Source organism: Pseudomonas sp. B14(2022), from assembly GCF_012030485.1.
Lineage (GTDB): Bacteria > Pseudomonadota > Gammaproteobacteria > Pseudomonadales > Pseudomonadaceae > Aquipseudomonas.
Window position 1 is genome coordinate 97,875 of record NZ_JAAUVM010000009.1, and the last position, 15,030, is coordinate 112,904.

At 61.6% G+C, this 15,030-nt stretch carries 18 protein-coding genes; 7 read left to right on the forward strand and 11 right to left on the reverse strand.

All coding sequences use genetic code 11. The annotated features are described in order from the left end of the window. Nucleotides 1-77: 77 nt before the first annotated feature. Nucleotides 78-1,517 (reverse strand): cardiolipin synthase, encoded by a 1,440-nt coding sequence (cls, locus tag HCF10_RS15455; RefSeq protein ID WP_167655893.1) that lies wholly within the window; start codon nucleotides 1,515-1,517, stop codon nucleotides 78-80. A 130-nt stretch (nucleotides 1,518-1,647) separates the two neighbouring features. Here cls and HCF10_RS15460 point away from each other — a divergent pair, with 130 nt between their 5' ends. Continuing rightward, nucleotides 1,648-2,169, forward strand: a complete 522-nt coding sequence (locus tag HCF10_RS15460; RefSeq protein WP_092355965.1) for a DUF3617 domain-containing protein — start codon at nucleotides 1,648-1,650, stop codon at nucleotides 2,167-2,169. A gap of 21 nt (nucleotides 2,170-2,190) precedes the next feature. Here HCF10_RS15460 and HCF10_RS15465 read toward each other — a convergent pair whose 3' ends face one another. From HCF10_RS15465 to folE2, 7 genes are read right to left on the reverse strand one after another with little or no spacing between them, the layout of a single operon-like run. Continuing rightward, nucleotides 2,191-3,528 carry a dihydroorotase gene (locus tag HCF10_RS15465; protein WP_167655894.1) on the reverse strand — a complete coding sequence of 446 codons (1,338 nt, stop codon included), beginning with the start codon at nucleotides 3,526-3,528 and terminating at the stop codon, nucleotides 2,191-2,193. Between the two features lie 3 nt (nucleotides 3,529-3,531). Further along, on the reverse strand, nucleotides 3,532-4,092 hold the full coding sequence (locus HCF10_RS15470; protein WP_167655895.1) for a gamma carbonic anhydrase family protein: 561 nt from the start codon (nucleotides 4,090-4,092) through the stop codon (nucleotides 3,532-3,534). After that, nucleotides 4,089-4,502 (reverse strand): phosphoribosyl-AMP cyclohydrolase, encoded by a 414-nt coding sequence (gene hisI / locus HCF10_RS15475; RefSeq protein WP_131697718.1) that lies wholly within the window; start codon nucleotides 4,500-4,502, stop codon nucleotides 4,089-4,091. The genes HCF10_RS15470 and hisI overlap by 4 nt, the downstream gene beginning before the upstream one ends. After that, a complete protein-coding gene (locus HCF10_RS15480; protein ID WP_145337377.1) occupies nucleotides 4,499-5,377 on the reverse strand; it encodes a metal ABC transporter substrate-binding protein in 879 nt (292 codons plus the stop codon). Before HCF10_RS15480 ends, hisI begins: the two co-directional genes overlap by 4 nt. 11 nt (nucleotides 5,378-5,388) lie before the next feature. Next, complete coding sequence (locus HCF10_RS15485; RefSeq protein ID WP_167655896.1) at nucleotides 5,389-6,255, reverse strand: metal ABC transporter permease; 867 nt, start codon at nucleotides 6,253-6,255, stop codon at nucleotides 5,389-5,391. Beyond that, entirely contained in the window at nucleotides 6,255-6,923 is a 669-nt protein-coding gene (locus HCF10_RS15490) for a metal ABC transporter ATP-binding protein (RefSeq protein WP_145337378.1), read from the reverse strand. Before HCF10_RS15490 ends, HCF10_RS15485 begins: the two co-directional genes overlap by 1 nt. Beyond that, nucleotides 6,920-7,810: a GTP cyclohydrolase FolE2 gene (folE2, locus tag HCF10_RS15495; RefSeq protein ID WP_131697715.1), complete on the reverse strand. Its 891-nt coding sequence runs from the start codon at nucleotides 7,808-7,810 to the stop codon at nucleotides 6,920-6,922. The genes HCF10_RS15490 and folE2 overlap by 4 nt, the downstream gene beginning before the upstream one ends. 128 nt (nucleotides 7,811-7,938) lie before the next feature. On the opposite strand from folE2, the gene HCF10_RS15500 reads away from it, so the two are divergent. Next, the gene (locus HCF10_RS15500; protein ID WP_145337380.1) at nucleotides 7,939-9,150 is read left to right on the forward strand and encodes an N-acetylmuramoyl-L-alanine amidase; all 1,212 of its coding nucleotides are present in this window, start codon (nucleotides 7,939-7,941) and stop codon (nucleotides 9,148-9,150) included. Here the strand turns inward: HCF10_RS15500 and HCF10_RS15505 are convergent. After that, nucleotides 9,147-9,515, reverse strand: a complete 369-nt coding sequence (locus HCF10_RS15505) for a hypothetical protein (protein ID WP_053127519.1) — start codon at nucleotides 9,513-9,515, stop codon at nucleotides 9,147-9,149. The two genes, HCF10_RS15500 and HCF10_RS15505, sit on opposite strands and share 4 nt — an antisense overlap. Before the next feature lie 127 nt (nucleotides 9,516-9,642). Here HCF10_RS15505 and dksA point away from each other — a divergent pair, with 127 nt between their 5' ends. From dksA to HCF10_RS15525, 4 genes are read left to right on the forward strand one after another with little or no spacing between them, the layout of a single operon-like run. After that, a complete protein-coding gene (dksA, locus tag HCF10_RS15510) occupies nucleotides 9,643-10,047 on the forward strand; it encodes an RNA polymerase-binding protein DksA (RefSeq protein ID WP_131697713.1) in 405 nt (134 codons plus the stop codon). Nucleotides 10,048-10,074: 27 nt separating this feature from the next. Further along, complete coding sequence (zigA, locus tag HCF10_RS15515) at nucleotides 10,075-11,280, forward strand: zinc metallochaperone GTPase ZigA (RefSeq protein ID WP_167655897.1); 1,206 nt, start codon at nucleotides 10,075-10,077, stop codon at nucleotides 11,278-11,280. After that, nucleotides 11,280-11,924, forward strand: coding sequence for a DUF1826 domain-containing protein (locus HCF10_RS15520; RefSeq protein ID WP_167655898.1), 645 nt, complete (start codon nucleotides 11,280-11,282; stop codon nucleotides 11,922-11,924). Before zigA ends, HCF10_RS15520 begins: the two co-directional genes overlap by 1 nt. Nucleotides 11,925-11,968: 44 nt before the next feature. Next, a complete protein-coding gene (locus tag HCF10_RS15525) occupies nucleotides 11,969-12,931 on the forward strand; it encodes a CobW family GTP-binding protein (protein ID WP_167655899.1) in 963 nt (320 codons plus the stop codon). Here the strand turns inward: HCF10_RS15525 and HCF10_RS15530 are convergent. After that, nucleotides 12,925-13,320, reverse strand: a complete 396-nt coding sequence (locus HCF10_RS15530; RefSeq protein WP_065926772.1) for a DUF3301 domain-containing protein — start codon at nucleotides 13,318-13,320, stop codon at nucleotides 12,925-12,927. The genes HCF10_RS15525 and HCF10_RS15530 overlap by 7 nt on opposite strands. Nucleotides 13,321-13,437: 117 nt before the next feature. On the opposite strand from HCF10_RS15530, the gene pdxY reads away from it, so the two are divergent. Then, the gene (gene pdxY, locus HCF10_RS15535; RefSeq protein WP_027608215.1) at nucleotides 13,438-14,310 is read left to right on the forward strand and encodes a pyridoxal kinase PdxY; all 873 of its coding nucleotides are present in this window, start codon (nucleotides 13,438-13,440) and stop codon (nucleotides 14,308-14,310) included. Nucleotides 14,311-14,336: 26 nt separating this feature from the next. On the opposite strand, the gene HCF10_RS15540 is transcribed toward pdxY, so the two are convergent. After that, nucleotides 14,337-14,822, reverse strand: a complete 486-nt coding sequence (locus HCF10_RS15540) for an acyl-CoA thioesterase (RefSeq protein WP_003177014.1) — start codon at nucleotides 14,820-14,822, stop codon at nucleotides 14,337-14,339. Nucleotides 14,823-15,030 lie beyond the last annotated feature (208 nt).

Consider the following 15,030-nt stretch of genomic DNA (forward strand, 5'->3'; position numbering starts at 1 on the left):
GCTGATGTTCCAGAAAGGTGGAGATCCAAATGTGGGAGGGAGCAAGCTCCCTCCCACATTTTTTACCGCATTGGCTGTTAGAGAATCGGTGAGATCAAGCGCGCCACCCGCATGCCCAGTTGTTGCAGGCGGCGGGTCTCGCGGCTTTCTTCCTGGCTCACTTCATGGGCCAGGGCGAAGTCGTCCAGCAGCATCTGCTCCACCTGCTTGGCGAAGGCTTCGTCGACCGTCAGCAACATCACTTCGAAATTCAGCCGGAACGAACGGTTATCCATGTTTGCACTGCCGATGGCGCTGATCTCGCTGTCCACCAACACCACCTTTTGATGCAGGAAACCCGGTGTGTAGCGGAACACCCGGACACCGGCGCGCACCGCTTCGATCGCATACAGGCTGGACGCGGCGTACACGATGCGGTGGTCGGGCCGCGATGGCAGCAGCAGGCGTACATCCACCCCGCGCAGGACCGCCAGGCGCAGGGCGGCGAAGACCGCTTCGTCAGGGATGAAATACGGGCTGGTGATCCACACGCGCTCGGTTGCCGCGTGGATAGCCTCGACGAAAAACAGCGAACAGGTTTCATACGGGTCGGCCGGGCCGCTGGCGAGCAATTGGCAGAGCACGCCGTCTTCGGGGTAGGCGTCCGGCAGGATCAGCGGCGGCAGCTCGCGCGCGGCCCAGAACCAGTCCTCGGCAAACGACTCCTGCAGGCACGCCACTACCGGGCCGGTAACTTGCACGTGGGTATCGCGCCACGGCGCCAGCGGCGGTTTTTTGCCCAGGTATTCATCGCCCACATTGTGCCCACCGACAAACCCGGTGACACCGTCCACCACCACGATCTTGCGATGGTTGCGGAAGTTGACCTGGAAACGATTGAGCCAACCGCTGCGGGTGGCGAATGCCTTGACCTGCACCCCGGCGTCGCGCAGCGATTGCACGTAGCGATGGGGCAGGGCATGGCTGCCGATACGGTCGTACAGTACGTAGATGCCCACGCCTTGGGCGGCCTTTTCCTTCAACAAAGCCTGTAACTGACGGCCGAGTTCATCGTCATGGATGATGAAGAACTGAAACAGTACGGCGGTTTGTGCGTTGCGGATGGCCTCGAAGATCGCACCGAAGGTGGCGTCGCCATTGATCAGCAAGCGCACTTCGTTGTTCGCCAGGCACGGCATGCGGCCCAGTTTGGGCATGGCACGCAGTGAGGCGTAGGCGCTGGAATTACGCGCGGCGAGGGCTTCTTCGACCCATGGGCGCCAGTTCAGCTCGGCGATGGCGGTGTGCATTTCCTGATTGGCCTGGCGGCGGGCCTGGATGTACGCGTCGAAGGTGCTGCGGCCAAAAATCAGGTAGGGGATCAGCGTGAGGTAGGGCATGAACATCAGCGACAGGGCCCAGGCGATCGAGCCTTGGGCGGTCCTGACGGTCAGCACCGCGTGGATCGCGGCGAGAGTCCCGAGAAAATGCAGCGTGGCGATGAAGTAGGCGAGCAGGTGCGGGCCAAAGAAATCCATGGACGACGGTACTCCAGGCAATCCAATGCCTAACAGACCATGAACGGCTGCGAATGTCGCTATTTTATTTGCCGTGCAACACTGGCACTTTTGTGGCGTCTAACGCCCACAATTGCCCAGGAGTTACCCGATGAATGCTCGTCTGCTTGGTTTGGCCATGGTTGTTGGTTTGTCGTTGCCGGTGGCAGCGCAGGCGCAGATGCTGGCGCCGGGCTTGTGGGAATTGACCACCAGCAACATGAAAGTCGATAACCAGGACCTGCCGGACCTGTCGCTGATCCTCGGTCAGCTCAAGCAACAGATGACCCCCGAACAGCGCGCCATGCTGGAAAAGCAAGGCATCACCATGGCCGGCAAAGGCGTGCAGGTGTGCCTCACCCCGGCACAGGTCGCCTCTGATTCAATCCCCCTGACCGACCCGCAATCGGGCTGCAAACAGGAAGTGACCGACAAGACCGGTAACCAGTGGAAATTCCGTTTCAGTTGCCCGAAAGCCCAGGGCACCGGCGTCGCTACTTTCCAGAGCCAGAAAGAATTCACCACCACCGTCAACGGCACCTTCAATGCCACCGGCGTTCAGCAGAAGGGCAGCCTGGATACCCACGCCCAATGGCTGGGCACCGATTGCGGTACGGTCAAGCCTCGCGCTTAATAGGAGCGAGCAAGCGCGCTCCTACCTTAGGAAATGCAGGGGTAAACCCTGGCAGCTGTCGACTACCTGGCCGTTGTGCCAGGCCAGGTGGCCGCAGACCAAGGTGGTGCTCACACTGTGGCGAAAGCGACGTTCGGCGAACGGCGTCCAACCACAGCGGGCAAGAATCGGCTCATCCCTGACCGGCTTTCCCTCGGGCTCCGGTTTGATCAGCACCAGGTCGGCCCAATACCCTTCGCGTAGATAACCCCGGTCGGGGATGGCAAACAGGTCGGCGACACGGTGGCTGGTCTTGGCCACCAGGGTGGCCAGGGGCAGCAGCCCATCGGCCACCAACTCCAACAGCGCAGGCAGCGCGTGTTGCACCAGGGGCAAACCCGAGGGCGCTTCACGATACCCCAACTGTTTTTGCGCCCAGGTATGCGGCGCATGGTCAGTGCCAATCACATCCAGACGATCACTCAGCAAGGCCAGGCGCAGGGCGTCGCGGTCGGCGCGGGTCTTGATCGCCGGGTTGCATTTGATCTGGTGGCCGAGGCGGTGATAGTCGTGGTCATCGAACAGCAGGTGATGCACGCAGACTTCAGCGGTAATGCGTTTTTGCGCCAGCGGTTTGTCTTCGAACAATTCCAGCTCGCGGGCACTGGTCAGGTGCAGCACGTGCAGGCGTGTACCGTGACGCTTGGCCAATTCCACGGCGAAGGAGGATGAGCGATAGCAGGCTTCGGCATCGCGGATCAGCGGGTGGGCGACGGCGGGGATCTTGTCACCAAAGCGCTCACGCATGCGCTGCTCGTTGGCTTGGATGCTCGGCGTGTGTTCGCAGTGGGCCAGCAGAATGGTCGGCACTTCGGCAAACAGCCGTTCCAGGATCCGTGGATCGTCCACCAGCATATTGCCGGTAGAGGCGCCCATGAACACTTTGACCCCGGCCACTTCGCGTGGGTCGAGGGCGGCGACGGTGTCGAGGTTGTCGTTGCTGACGCCGAAGTGAAAGCCATAGTTGGCCACCGAGTGCAGGGCCGCGCGGCGCTTTTTATCGGCCAGGGCTTCCAGGTTCAGCGTGGCGGGCTGGGTGTTGGGCATGTCCATCACGCTGGTAATGCCGCCGGCCACGGCCGCGCGGGACTCGCTGTAGAAGCTGCCCTTGTCCGGCGCGCCCGGATCGCGAAAATGCACCTGATCGTCAATCATGCCCGGCAGCAGCCACTGGCCTTGGGCGTCGATGGCCACCGGCGCGGCGTTTCCCTCGATACTGCTGGCGATCTTCTCGATACGGCCATTGACGACCAGCACGTCGGCATCGAACTCCTGGCCTTCATTCACCAGGCGGGCATTGCGGATCAGCAGGCGGCTCATGGCTCAGAACTCGTTTTGCAGGGCTTTGTAACCGCGCACCAGGTCGACGTTGGTACGTGCCACGTCTTCGGAAAACTCCGAGGCGCTGACACTCACCGGCGGGAATTGCGACAAGTCGGTATTCGGCCCGATACGGGTGGTGGAGGGCACGTAGAAGGCGGCGGGCAAGTCACGGCCGTCGACCACCGAGTTATGGCGCACCACGCATCCATCGCCGACGGCGCAATTGAACAGCACACTGTTGAAGCCGATAAATACGCGGTCGCCGACCGTGCACGGGCCGTGGACGATGGAGCGATGCGCGATGGATGTAAATGCTCCTATCGTCACCGCCGCGCCGGACTTGGAGTGGATGACCACGCCGTCCTGGATATTGGAATTGGCGCCGATGGTGATCGGGTCCATGGCGCCGCTGGCGTCGACTTCGTCGGCGCGGATCACGGCGTAGGGGCCGACAAACACGTTCTCGCCGATGATGACTTTGCCGCAGATGATCGCGGTCTTGTCGACGTAGGCCGATTCGGCAATCACCGGCAGATCGCCGGAAGGGTTCTTGCGGATCATGCAACTGGCTCCGTAATGATGTGAACGTAGGCGCCGTCGATGGCGTTGTAGAAACAGGTGTGGCGGCCGGTGTGGCAGGCCGGGCCTTGCTGGTCGACGATCAGCAGTACCGCGTCGCCGTCACAATCCAGGCGCGCTTGCACCAACTGTTGCCAGTGGCCGGAGCTTTCGCCTTTGCGCCACAGCTGTCGGCGCGAGCGCGACCAATAGCAGACCTGCCCGGTAGCCAGTGTTTCGTTGAGGGCCTGGCGATTCATCCAGGCCAACATCAACACTTCGCCGCTGCCGTGTTGCTGGGCGATGGCGGCGATCAGGCCGTCGCTGTTCCACGGCAGGGCGTCGAGCACGGCTGCGAGTGGAAAGCGGCTGCCGACGGCAGCCCCTTCCAGTTCGAGCATGCTCAGGGTCATGGCTTGCTCAACGCGGCGCACAGGGTGTTGAGGTTGTACTCGAACAGCCCTATGAAGGTGCTCGCCGGCCCTTCTGCGGCCAGGGCGTCGGAGTACAGCGTGCCGCCAATCTGCGCGCCGCTTTCATCGGCGATCTGCTTGAGCAGGCGCGAGTCCTTGATGTTTTCCATGAACACGGCCTTGACCTTGTCTTTGCGGATTTGGGTGATCAGCGCGGCGACTTCGGCGGCCGACGGTTCACGTTCGGTGGACAGGCCTTGCGGCGCCAGGAACTGGATGCCATAGGCCTGGCCCAGGTAGCCGAAGGCGTCATGGGAGGTAACGATGCGACGGTTACCCGGCGGCAGCGCGCCGAATTTGGTCTTGGCTTCGGCCAGCAGGCGGTAGATTTCCTTCAGGTAGGCCTGGCTGTTACGCAGGTAGTCGGCCTTGTTGGCCGGGTCGGCAGCTACCAGCGCCTTGGTGATGTTGTTCACATAGATTTCGGCGTTGGCCAGGTTGTGCCAGGCGTGCGGGTCGGGGATGGTTTCGCCGTCTTCCTCCATGGTGTGGGAGATCACACCTTTGCTGGCGGTGACCACCGTGGCCTTGGTTTCGGTGCTGGTGACCAGGCGATCCAGCCACGGCTCGAAGCCCAGGCCGTTCTTGATGATCACCTTGGCCTTGAGCAGCGCCTTGGCATCGTCCGGGGTTGGCTCGTAGGTATGGGCATCGGCGTCGGGGCCGACCATGTTGCTGATCTGGATGTGCTCGCCACCGATCTGGTGGGTGATGTCATCGAGAATACTGAAGCTGGTAACCACTTGGAGTTTGTCGGCGGCCTGGGCCATCGAAAGCGGCAGCAGCAGACTGAACAGCACGAGTAGAGCGCGCATCGGGAAACACCTCATTGGGATGTAAGCAAAGGCGGGCGGCGCAGCAAGCCGTGCACCGGACCGAAGACCACGGACAGCAGGTACCCACCGCCAGCCACCAGCACAATCGCCGGGCCGCTGGGCAGCGAGAAGTAGAACGACAGCAATAAACCCAACCACACCGACAGGCATCCCAGCACCGCCGATACAGCGATCAACACCGGCAGGCGCCGGCTCCAGAAGCGTGAAGCGATGGCCGGCAACATCATCAATCCCACCACCATCAAGGCGCCGATGGCTTGGAAGCCAATCACCAGGTTCAGTACCACCAGGGTCAGGAACAAGCCGTGGGCCAGGGGGCCAAGGCGGCTGACGGTTTGCAGGAACAGCGGGTCGAGGGTGTCCAGCAGCAGCGGTTTGTAGATCAGCGCCATGGCGATCAGGCTGAACCCGGAGACCCAGAGCATGCCGGTCAGGGTGGTTTCGTCGACGGCCAGGGCAGAGCCGAACAGCAGGTGCAGCAGGTCCAGGCGCTTGCCGGCCAGGCCCAGGATCAATACACCGGCGGCGAGGGAGATGGGATAGATAGCGGCGAGGCTGGCGTCTTCGCGCAGGCCGGTGCGGCGGGTGATCCACGCCGACAGGCCGGCCATGCTCAGGCCCGCGCCCAGGCCGCCGATGGTCAGCGCGGGCAAGCTCAAGCCCGCGAACCAGAAGCCCAGTGCAGCGCCGGGCAATATGCCGTGGGCGACGGCGTCACCGATCAGGCTCATGCGGCGCAGGATCAGAAATACGCCGAGCGGAGCGGTGCTGCAGGCGAGCACCAGCCCGCCCATAAGGGCGCGACGCATGAAGACGAAGTCGAGGAAGGGCATCCACAGATGGGCGGCGAAGTGCATCAGGCCACCTGCATGTGCGGCTGCGGACGGATCAACTCTTTGCTGGAACCGAACACACAGCCACTGCTTTTGATTTGCACCACTTGCTGGGTGTGATGGCGTACGGAGGCGAGGTCATGGCACACCACCACCAACGTTCGGCCTTCGGCGTGCCAGGCGTGGATATGGTTCCAGCAAAGCGCTTGGCCTTCTTCGTCCAGAGCGGCATGGGGCTCGTCAAGCAGCAACACTGGCGACTCGGCAAGGCTCATGCGAGCGAGCAATGCGCGTTGTAGCTGGCCGCCTGACAGCGCCATCAGCGGGCGCTGTTCCAGACCGCTGAGGCACCAGTCTTCCAGTACCGCTTGCAGGCGTTCGCTGCGTTGTTGCGGGGTGAGCCGTGTGCCCCATAGACCGGCGGCGACCAGTTCTTGCAGGCTGATGGGGAACTGACGGTCAAGGTGCTGTTGCTGGGGCAGGAACGACAGGCCACCTCGGCGTGGAACATCCACGGTCACTTTGCCCGCCAACGGTTTTTGCAGGCCAGCGATGACTTTGAGCAGGCTGCTTTTGCCGCAGCCGTTGGGGCCGATCACACCGGTGAGGCTGCCTTTTTCCAGGGTGAAATCCACGGCGGGAGTGAGCGGTTGGCCGGGGGCGCCCCAGCGCAAGGCGGTGCAACTGATCATGAAGGGTTTCTCGTCCAGCGGCTTTCAGCCACGGCATCGTGCGCGTGCAGGCTTTCGGCGTGGATCACTTTGAGGTGGAAGGCTTTGACGGCATCCGAGCGTTTCAAGGCGAGGTTAAGGCGGCGTGCGGCGTCTTCGCAGAACATCAGGTTCTGCCCGTTGGCCAGGGCGAAGGCTTGTTCGTCCGCGCGTTTTACGGCGGTTTGTACGGCTGTGCCGAGGGCGGCTTCGGCAGCGTTGATCAGCTCGGTCAGTGGCAGGTGATCGCCTTGCAGGTGCACGTGCAACTGCGCGCTGCTGCGCTGGCTGTGGGGCGTGGCGACGATACCGTTGGCGCTGCCGAGCCAGGTCAATACGTCTTCATGCAGCAATGGCGTGTTGCCGAAGTCTTGGAGAAATTGCTGCTGAATCAACTGCCTGGCGAGGGCAGCGGAACAGGGGCAGGTTGAAGAATAGGTAACGTCAATTTTTAGTTCCACGTGGAACATCTGGTTTTCCAGGCGCGCCTCGATACTCACCGGGTAGCCCTTCCAGCCGGCCAGTGGGCTGACCAGCGCGGGGCGTTTCAGCAGTAAATTCGTGTGCAGACGCAGGTAGGCGTTCTTAGATAAATCTTCATGACTGTCGAGAAACCGCTGCAGTACATTGCGCAGAAGTGCGGGTGTAATGGGCTGCTGGTCGAGCATCTCCAGCGCCAGGTAAAGGCGCGACATATGAATACCACGGGCGGTGCCGTCGTCCAGGCTGACGCCGGCATCGGCGGTGGCGGTCAGGCGCTGGCCATCGATGAGGATCGGCAGGGCGATGCCGCACATGCCCACCCAGTCGAGTGGCAAGGCTTGGCGTGAAGCCTGCGCGGCAATATCCGGCAGAGTCAGCGCATTCATAAGCAGGTCCATCGTTGGAAATAATTCGACATGTTATAGTATAACAATAGAGTCGGCGATGAATTTTCTGCCCCGACCTTTTTTCAGTCATGTCGAGTACGGACGCTCCTTTATTCGCGGTATTTGTCATGCACAGACGTCAGCTCCTCCACCTGCTCCTGGCCAGCCCTTTGTTTGCTTTGCCGTTCGCCGCCCACGCGACCCAGATCCGCAATGCACGCCTGTGGCGCTCGGACGACAAGCTGCGGCTGGTGTTCGACCTAAGCGGCCCAGTGCAATACAAGACGTTCTCCCTGACTGCCCCGGAACGCCTGATCATCGACTTGAGCGGCGCAGGCCTCAGTGGTGACTTTTCTCAACTTGAGCTGAAGAACAGCGGGATCACCTCGATTCGCTCGGGGCATTTCGGCAAGGCGGATACACGCATCGTGCTTGACCTGGCCGCGCCGATGCAGCTCAACAGCTTTGTATTGCCGCCTCAGGACGGGCAGGGGCATCGCCTGGTGCTGGACCTGACCAGCGCCACCCGTGCACCGCGTCAAATCGCTGCTGAAGCCGTGCCCTTGGTGGCTTCGGTGGACAAGGCGCACCCCAAGCGCGACATCATTGTGGTGGTCGACCCCGGCCACGGCGGCAAAGACCCCGGTGCTGTCGGGTCCAAGGGGCAGCGCGAAAAAGATGTGGTGCTGTCGATCGCCCAACTGCTGGCCAAGCGCTTGAAACGTGAAAAGGGTTTTGACGTGAAACTGGTGCGTAACGACGACTTCTTTGTGCCGCTGCGCAAGCGCGTGGACATCGCCCGTCAGCACAAGGCCGATATGTTCATCTCGGTGCATGCCGATGCCGCGCCACGGCTCACGGCCTCGGGCGCCTCTGTGTATGCGCTGTCGGAGGGCGGCGCGACCTCGGCCACGGCGCGCTTTATGGCCCAGCGTGAAAACGGCGCGGATTTGCTGGGCGCCACCACGTTGCTCAATCTCAAGGATAAGGATCCGATGCTGGCCGGGGTGATTCTTGATATGTCGATGAACGCCACCATCGCGTCCAGCCTGCAACTGGGCAGCTCGGTGTTGGGGAGCCTGCAAAGCATCACCAGCCTGCATCAGAAACGTGTGGAACAGGCGGGGTTCGCGGTGCTCAAGTCACCGGACGTGCCGTCGATCCTGGTGGAGACCGGCTTTATCTCCAACGCCCAGGACGCCCAGCGCCTGGTGACGGCGCGCCATCAACAAGCGGTTGCGGATGGCTTGTTCGAAGGCCTGAAAAAATACTTCCAGAAGAACCCGCCGATGAACAGCTACATGGCCTGGGTGCAGGAACAGAAGAACGCTCAGGCCTAACAGCCGGTAATTCGGCTGCACGTGAACTTGGCAGTGGCGCCTCCGGAGCTGGAAAACCGGTTGATCGTGGTCCAGCCCACCCGCCGCGTGTAGCCGACCCATGCCTCCCCATCCGACGCCAGGCCGGTAAAGAACGTCAGTTGCCCGTAGCGGCTGTTGGTTTGTGCCCAATAACGTTTACCGACCACCTCGAAACCGCGCAAATACGTGGTGGTGCCCACCGTCGCTACGCTGTAGGCATTGCCCAGCGGGTCCACACAGGCCAACAGGTTGGCGCTGCGCGTGCAATTGGCCAGCAAGCTTGGCGCTTGGGCGCAGGCAGGCCCTGCCGCTGCCAGTAACAGGGCGCACACCAGGTATTTCATAAGGGATCTCGGGGGCTGGGAAGTGTTCAAGCATTGCGCCCTTCGTCGCAACGAGCAAGGGGGATTGGCTTATTTGTATTGTTATACTATAACATTAAAGCACAGCCTGACCCGTGACCCATTCCCTATGACCGAACAAGACCTGCTGGCCCAGCCGCCCGCCGACTATATGAATGAAGCCCAGCAGGGCTTTTTCCGCGAACTGTTGCTGACTCAGCGCAATGAACTGCAAGCGCGCATCGAGGGCGAATTCCTGTTACTGCGCGAGCAGGAGCCCAACAGCGATCCGGCCGATGTGGGCAGCGCCGAAGAACAGCGCCAGTGGCAACTGCGCTTGCTGGAGCGGGAAAAGAAGCTGCTCGACAAGATCGACGACGCCCTCGAACTGCTCGCCCGTGGCGAGTACGGCTGGTGCCGCGAAACGGGCGAGCCCATCGGCCTGCAACGTCTGCTGCTGCGCCCCACCGCCACCCTGTGTATCGAAGCCAAAGAACGTCAAGAGCTGCGCGAACGCCATAAACGGGCGATTTGACCGGCCAACCCTGATGAGGATTACCTGATGCCCAATCGTCTCCCCGTTACCGTGTTGTCCGGCTTTCTCGGCGCCGGTAAAAGCACGCTGCTCAACTACGTCCTGCGCAACCGCGAAAACCTGCGCGTGGCGGTGATCGTCAACGACATGAGCGAAATCAACATCGACGGCAGCGAGGTGCAGCGTGACGTCACCCTCAACCGTTCCGAAGAAAAACTGGTGGAGATGAGCAACGGCTGTATCTGCTGCACCTTGCGTGAAGACTTGCTCGAAGAAGTCGGAAAACTCGCCAAGGAAGGTCGCTTCGATTACCTGTTGATCGAATCCACCGGTATCTCCGAGCCGTTGCCGGTGGCTGAAACCTTCACCTTCCGTGATGAAAACGAGCAAAGCCTGGCCGACATCGCGCGCTTGGACACCATGGTCACCGTGGTCGACGGCATGAACTTCCTGCTCGACTACCAGGCTGCCGAAAGCCTCGCCTCACGGGGCGAAACCCTTGGAGAGGAGGACGAACGCTCGATCACCGACCTGTTGATTGAGCAGATCGAATTCGCCGACGTGATCCTGATCAGCAAGATCGACCTGATCAGCAGCTGTGAGCGCGAAGAGCTGATGGCGATCCTTGAGCGCCTCAATGCCCAGGCGGAAATCATCCCGATGGTCATGGGCGAAGTGCCGCTGAACAAGATCCTCAACACCGGCCGCTTCGACTTCGAACGCGCCGCGCAAGCGCCAGGCTGGTTGCAGGAGTTGCGTGGTGAACATGTGCCGGAAACCGAAGAGTACGGCATCGCGTCCACCGCTTATCGCGCACGGCGCCCCTTCCATCCGCAACGCTTCTTCGACTTTATCGACCGGCCTTGGGTCAACGGTAAATTGCTGCGTTCCAAGGGCTTTTTCTGGCTGGCCAGCAAGCATCAGGATGCGGGCAGTTGGTCCCAGGCCGGTGGCTTGATGCGCCACGGGTTTGCCGGACGCTGGTGGCGCTTTGTGCCGAAAAGCCAATGGCCCCAAGACGAAGAAAGCGTCGCGGCAATCATGGGTAACTGGCAGCTCAGTACCGGCGACTGCCGTCAGGAACTGGTGTTTATCGGACAGAACATCGACTTCGCGCGGATGCGTACCGAGTTGGACGCGTGCTTGCTCACCGATGAAGAAATGGCCCTGGGCGTCGAAGGTTGGCGCCTGCTGGCTGATCCGTTTGGTCCCTGGTACGAAGAGGTTGCCTGATGTTGGCACCGGTTATCCCCTTGCGCCCCGTGGTTCGCCAGACCAGTGGTGACACCCCGCTGGCGCTGTCCGATATTCTCGAAGATGGCGTGAACCTGGCGCTGTGGCAGCGTCAATTGCCGTTGCATATCGCCGAATTCGGCACTTTGCTGGTGGCGCTCAATGAGCCGTTGGCCGAGTCCTTGGTGATCGAACTCAACAGAGAGGACGCCGAGCCGAACTTGCGCGGTCTGGCGTCCAGTTACCGCGATCTTGAAGGCTACGAAGGTTTTATCGCCGATGTGTCGTGGCTGGTCAGCGCCTTTGCGTGCCTGCTCGGCGCCAAGCGCATCGGTGTGCGCCTGCGGTTGCTGGATAAAGCCATGTGCCCCCGTTTTCACGTTGACCATGTGCCGGTGCGGCTGATCACCACCTATGCCGGCATCGGCAGCCAGTGGTTGCGCGAAGGGGTGATGGACCGCCGCAAGCTCAGCCAACCGGACGCCGAACCGAGCCAGTGCATCGAACAGATCCAGTGCGGTGAAGTGGCGCTGCTCAAAGGCACTAAATGGCATGGCAACGAAGACCACGGCCTGATCCATCGCTCCCCCGCGCTGAAAGCGGATGAGCGCCGATTGATTCTGACGCTGGATTGGCTCGCGTAACCGCGTAGGATCAAACGCTCTACACGGTCCGAACGATGGCTCTCATGCTGCAGAACATTCCCACCCACGTAATTGCCGGGCCCTTGGGCGCCGGCAAGACCAGCCTGATCAAGCACCTGCTCGCCCAACGCCCGGCCAACGAGCGCTGGGCGGTGTTGATCAACGAGTTCGGCCAGATCGGCCTGGACGCTGCACTGCTGACCCTGGATGACGACGGCATTGCCCTCGGTGAAGTTGCCGGTGGCTGCCTCTGCTGTGTGAATGGCGCACCGTTCCAGGTAGGCCTGGGCCGGTTGCTGCGTAAGGCCAATCCGGATCGGTTGTTTATCGAACCCTCGGGCCTGGGCCATCCTGCGCAGTTGCTCAAGCAGTTGCGCGAAGCGCCGTGGCAGCAGGTGCTGGCGGTTCAGCCCTGTGTGCTGGTGCTGGATGCCCAGGCGCTGGCAGCGGGCAAACCCTTACCGCCAACGCAGCAGGAAGCGTTGGCCAGTGCCGGACTGTTGGTGCTGAACAAGGATGAGGGGCTGGATGCTGGGCAACGCGAGGCGGTCGAACGACAGCTACCCGACCGCGATATTTATTGGACCCAACAGGCGCACGTGCCGCTCGGCAAACTGCCAGGCTTGAATGCACAGGCTGAAGCTGCTGTGGATAACTTCGCCGTGCCTAAGGGGCTGGCTCAATTGCCGGCTATCTGGAGCGATCCGGCAGTGCCGATCTGCCTGAGTCAGGCCCAGGAGGGCGGTTGGAGTATCGGTTGGCGCTGGCACCCGAGCCAGCAATTCGATTCCGAGCGTCTGCACCTGTGGCTGACAGGGCTTGAGTGGTGCCGCGCCAAACTGGTTATCCACAGCCGTGATGGGTGGATCTCGGCCAACGCTGTGGATAACAGCCAGCTCGTCTGGCAACCCAGCGAATGGCGTCGCGACTCACGTATCGAACTGATCTTCAGCGCACCACAGGACGTGGCCGCATTGCAGGCCGCACTGGCTGCCTGCCGTTACTGACGGTTCTTGGTGGCGTGGTCCTGGCGCCATTGGCTCAGCTCGATCACATTGGCGCTGGGCAGCGCTTCCTTGACCTCGAACGGGTAGGGCGCCAGTTCGATCTGCGCGCTGTGGGCACCGAATTGTGTGATGGTCCCGCTGTGACGAGTCTCGCCTGTGACGGTGAACTCGAAATTGTAGATACGCGCCAGACGCCGCCGACCGTTGGCATCCTTCACAAAACCGATGCGCTTTAACGCCACGGCGCCGTCGAGCAATTCGATATCGAGCTTGGCACAATGCTGCTTGACCCGCGCCAGCGCCCGCTCTCGCAGGCCGTGGTTGTGCCATACCCAGGCGGCACCGGTCGCCAGCAGCATCAACACGAAGATGTTTCCCAGGGTGAGCATGCGAAAAACTCCAACAAAGTGAGAGCAGCTTAACTGTGTCGTCGGCCTGTCGTACAGGCTGCGTTTAGTCGCATACTGCGCGGCCAGAATTTCAATGGCTTTACGGAAATCCCCTGCATGAAACGCACACCTCATCTGCTTGCGATCCAGTCTCATGTGGTCTTTGGCCACGCCGGAAACAGCGCCGCCGTGTTCCCCATGCAGCGGGTCGGGGTAAATGTCTGGCCGCTGAACACGGTGCAGTTCTCCAACCATACGCAGTATGGTCAGTGGGCGGGCGAAGTGTTGGCGCCGCAGCAGATTCCTGCGCTGGTGGAAGGCATTGCCGCCATCGGCGAGCTGGGCAACTGCGATGCGATCCTGTCCGGCTACCTGGGCAGTGCGGATCAGGGCCGCGCGATTCTTACCGGTGTGGCGCGCATCAAGGCCATCAACCCCAAGGCCCTGTACCTGTGCGACCCGGTGATGGGCCATCCGGAAAAGGGCTGCATCGTGCCGCAGGAAGTCAGCGATTTCCTGCTGGATGAAGCTGCGGCCATGGCCGACTTCCTGTGCCCCAACCAACTGGAACTGGACAGCTTTGCCGGGCGTAAGCCGCAATCGCTGTTCGACTGCCTGGGCATGGCCAAGGCATTGCTGGCCCGTGGCCCGAAGGCGGTACTGGTCAAGCACCTGGATTACCCGGGCAAGTTGCCGGACGGTTTCGAGATGCTGCTGGTAACCGCCGAGGGCAGCTGGCACCTGCGTCGGCCGCTGCTGGCGTTCCCGCGCCAGCCGGTGGGCGTGGGCGACCTGACGTCGGGGCTGTTCCTGGCGCGGGTGTTGCTGGGTGACAGTCTGCTGGCGGCTTTTGAGTTCACGGCCGCGGCGGTGCACGAAGTGCTGCTGGAAACCCAGGCCTGCGCCAGTTACGAGTTGGAACTGGTACGCGCCCAGGACCGCATCGCCCATCCTCGCGTACGTTTCGAGGCGACGCCGATCAGCCTGTAAGTGCGGGAGGGTTTACAGTCCCGGACTTACAGCGCGTCAGCCTTGATTTCCTGGTAGCGCTTCTCCAGCTCCTGGCGGATCTGCCGGCGCTGCTGGGCCTGCACGAACCGGCGCTTGTCTTCGCTGTTGTGCGGTTGCAGCGGCGGTACGGCAGCGGGTTTGCGCTGGTCGTCCACGGCCACCATGGTGAAGAAACAGCTGTTGGTATGACGTACCGAGCGCTCGCGGATGTTCTCGGTCACTACCTTGATGCCCACTTCCATCGACGTATTGCCGGTGTAGTTGACCGATGCAAGGAATGTCACCAGCTCGCCGACATGGATCGGCTCGCGAAAAATCACCTGATCCACCGACAACGTCACCACATAGCGACCGGCATAACGGCTCGCGCAGGCGTAGGCCACTTCGTCGAGGTACTTGAGCAAGGTGCCGCCGTGGACATTGCCTGAGAAGTTGGCCATGTCAGGGGTCATCAATACCGTCATCGACAGCTGGGCGTTTCCGGGTTCCATAGCACACTCACGGGTTGTAGGCATTGGTTGGGGGGCACCTCTGCGGGTGCTGGGATCTTTGCAGCGCCATCCCTTACGGGACGCCGGTGGGCGGCTTGCCGTCACGCGTTCACCGATCTGTTTCCATATATTGCACCGGCTTTCCGGCGGAAGTCGCGGTGTTAACCTTCAAAAGCCCATCTCAGGGCATTTCTTACGATTAAGGCAG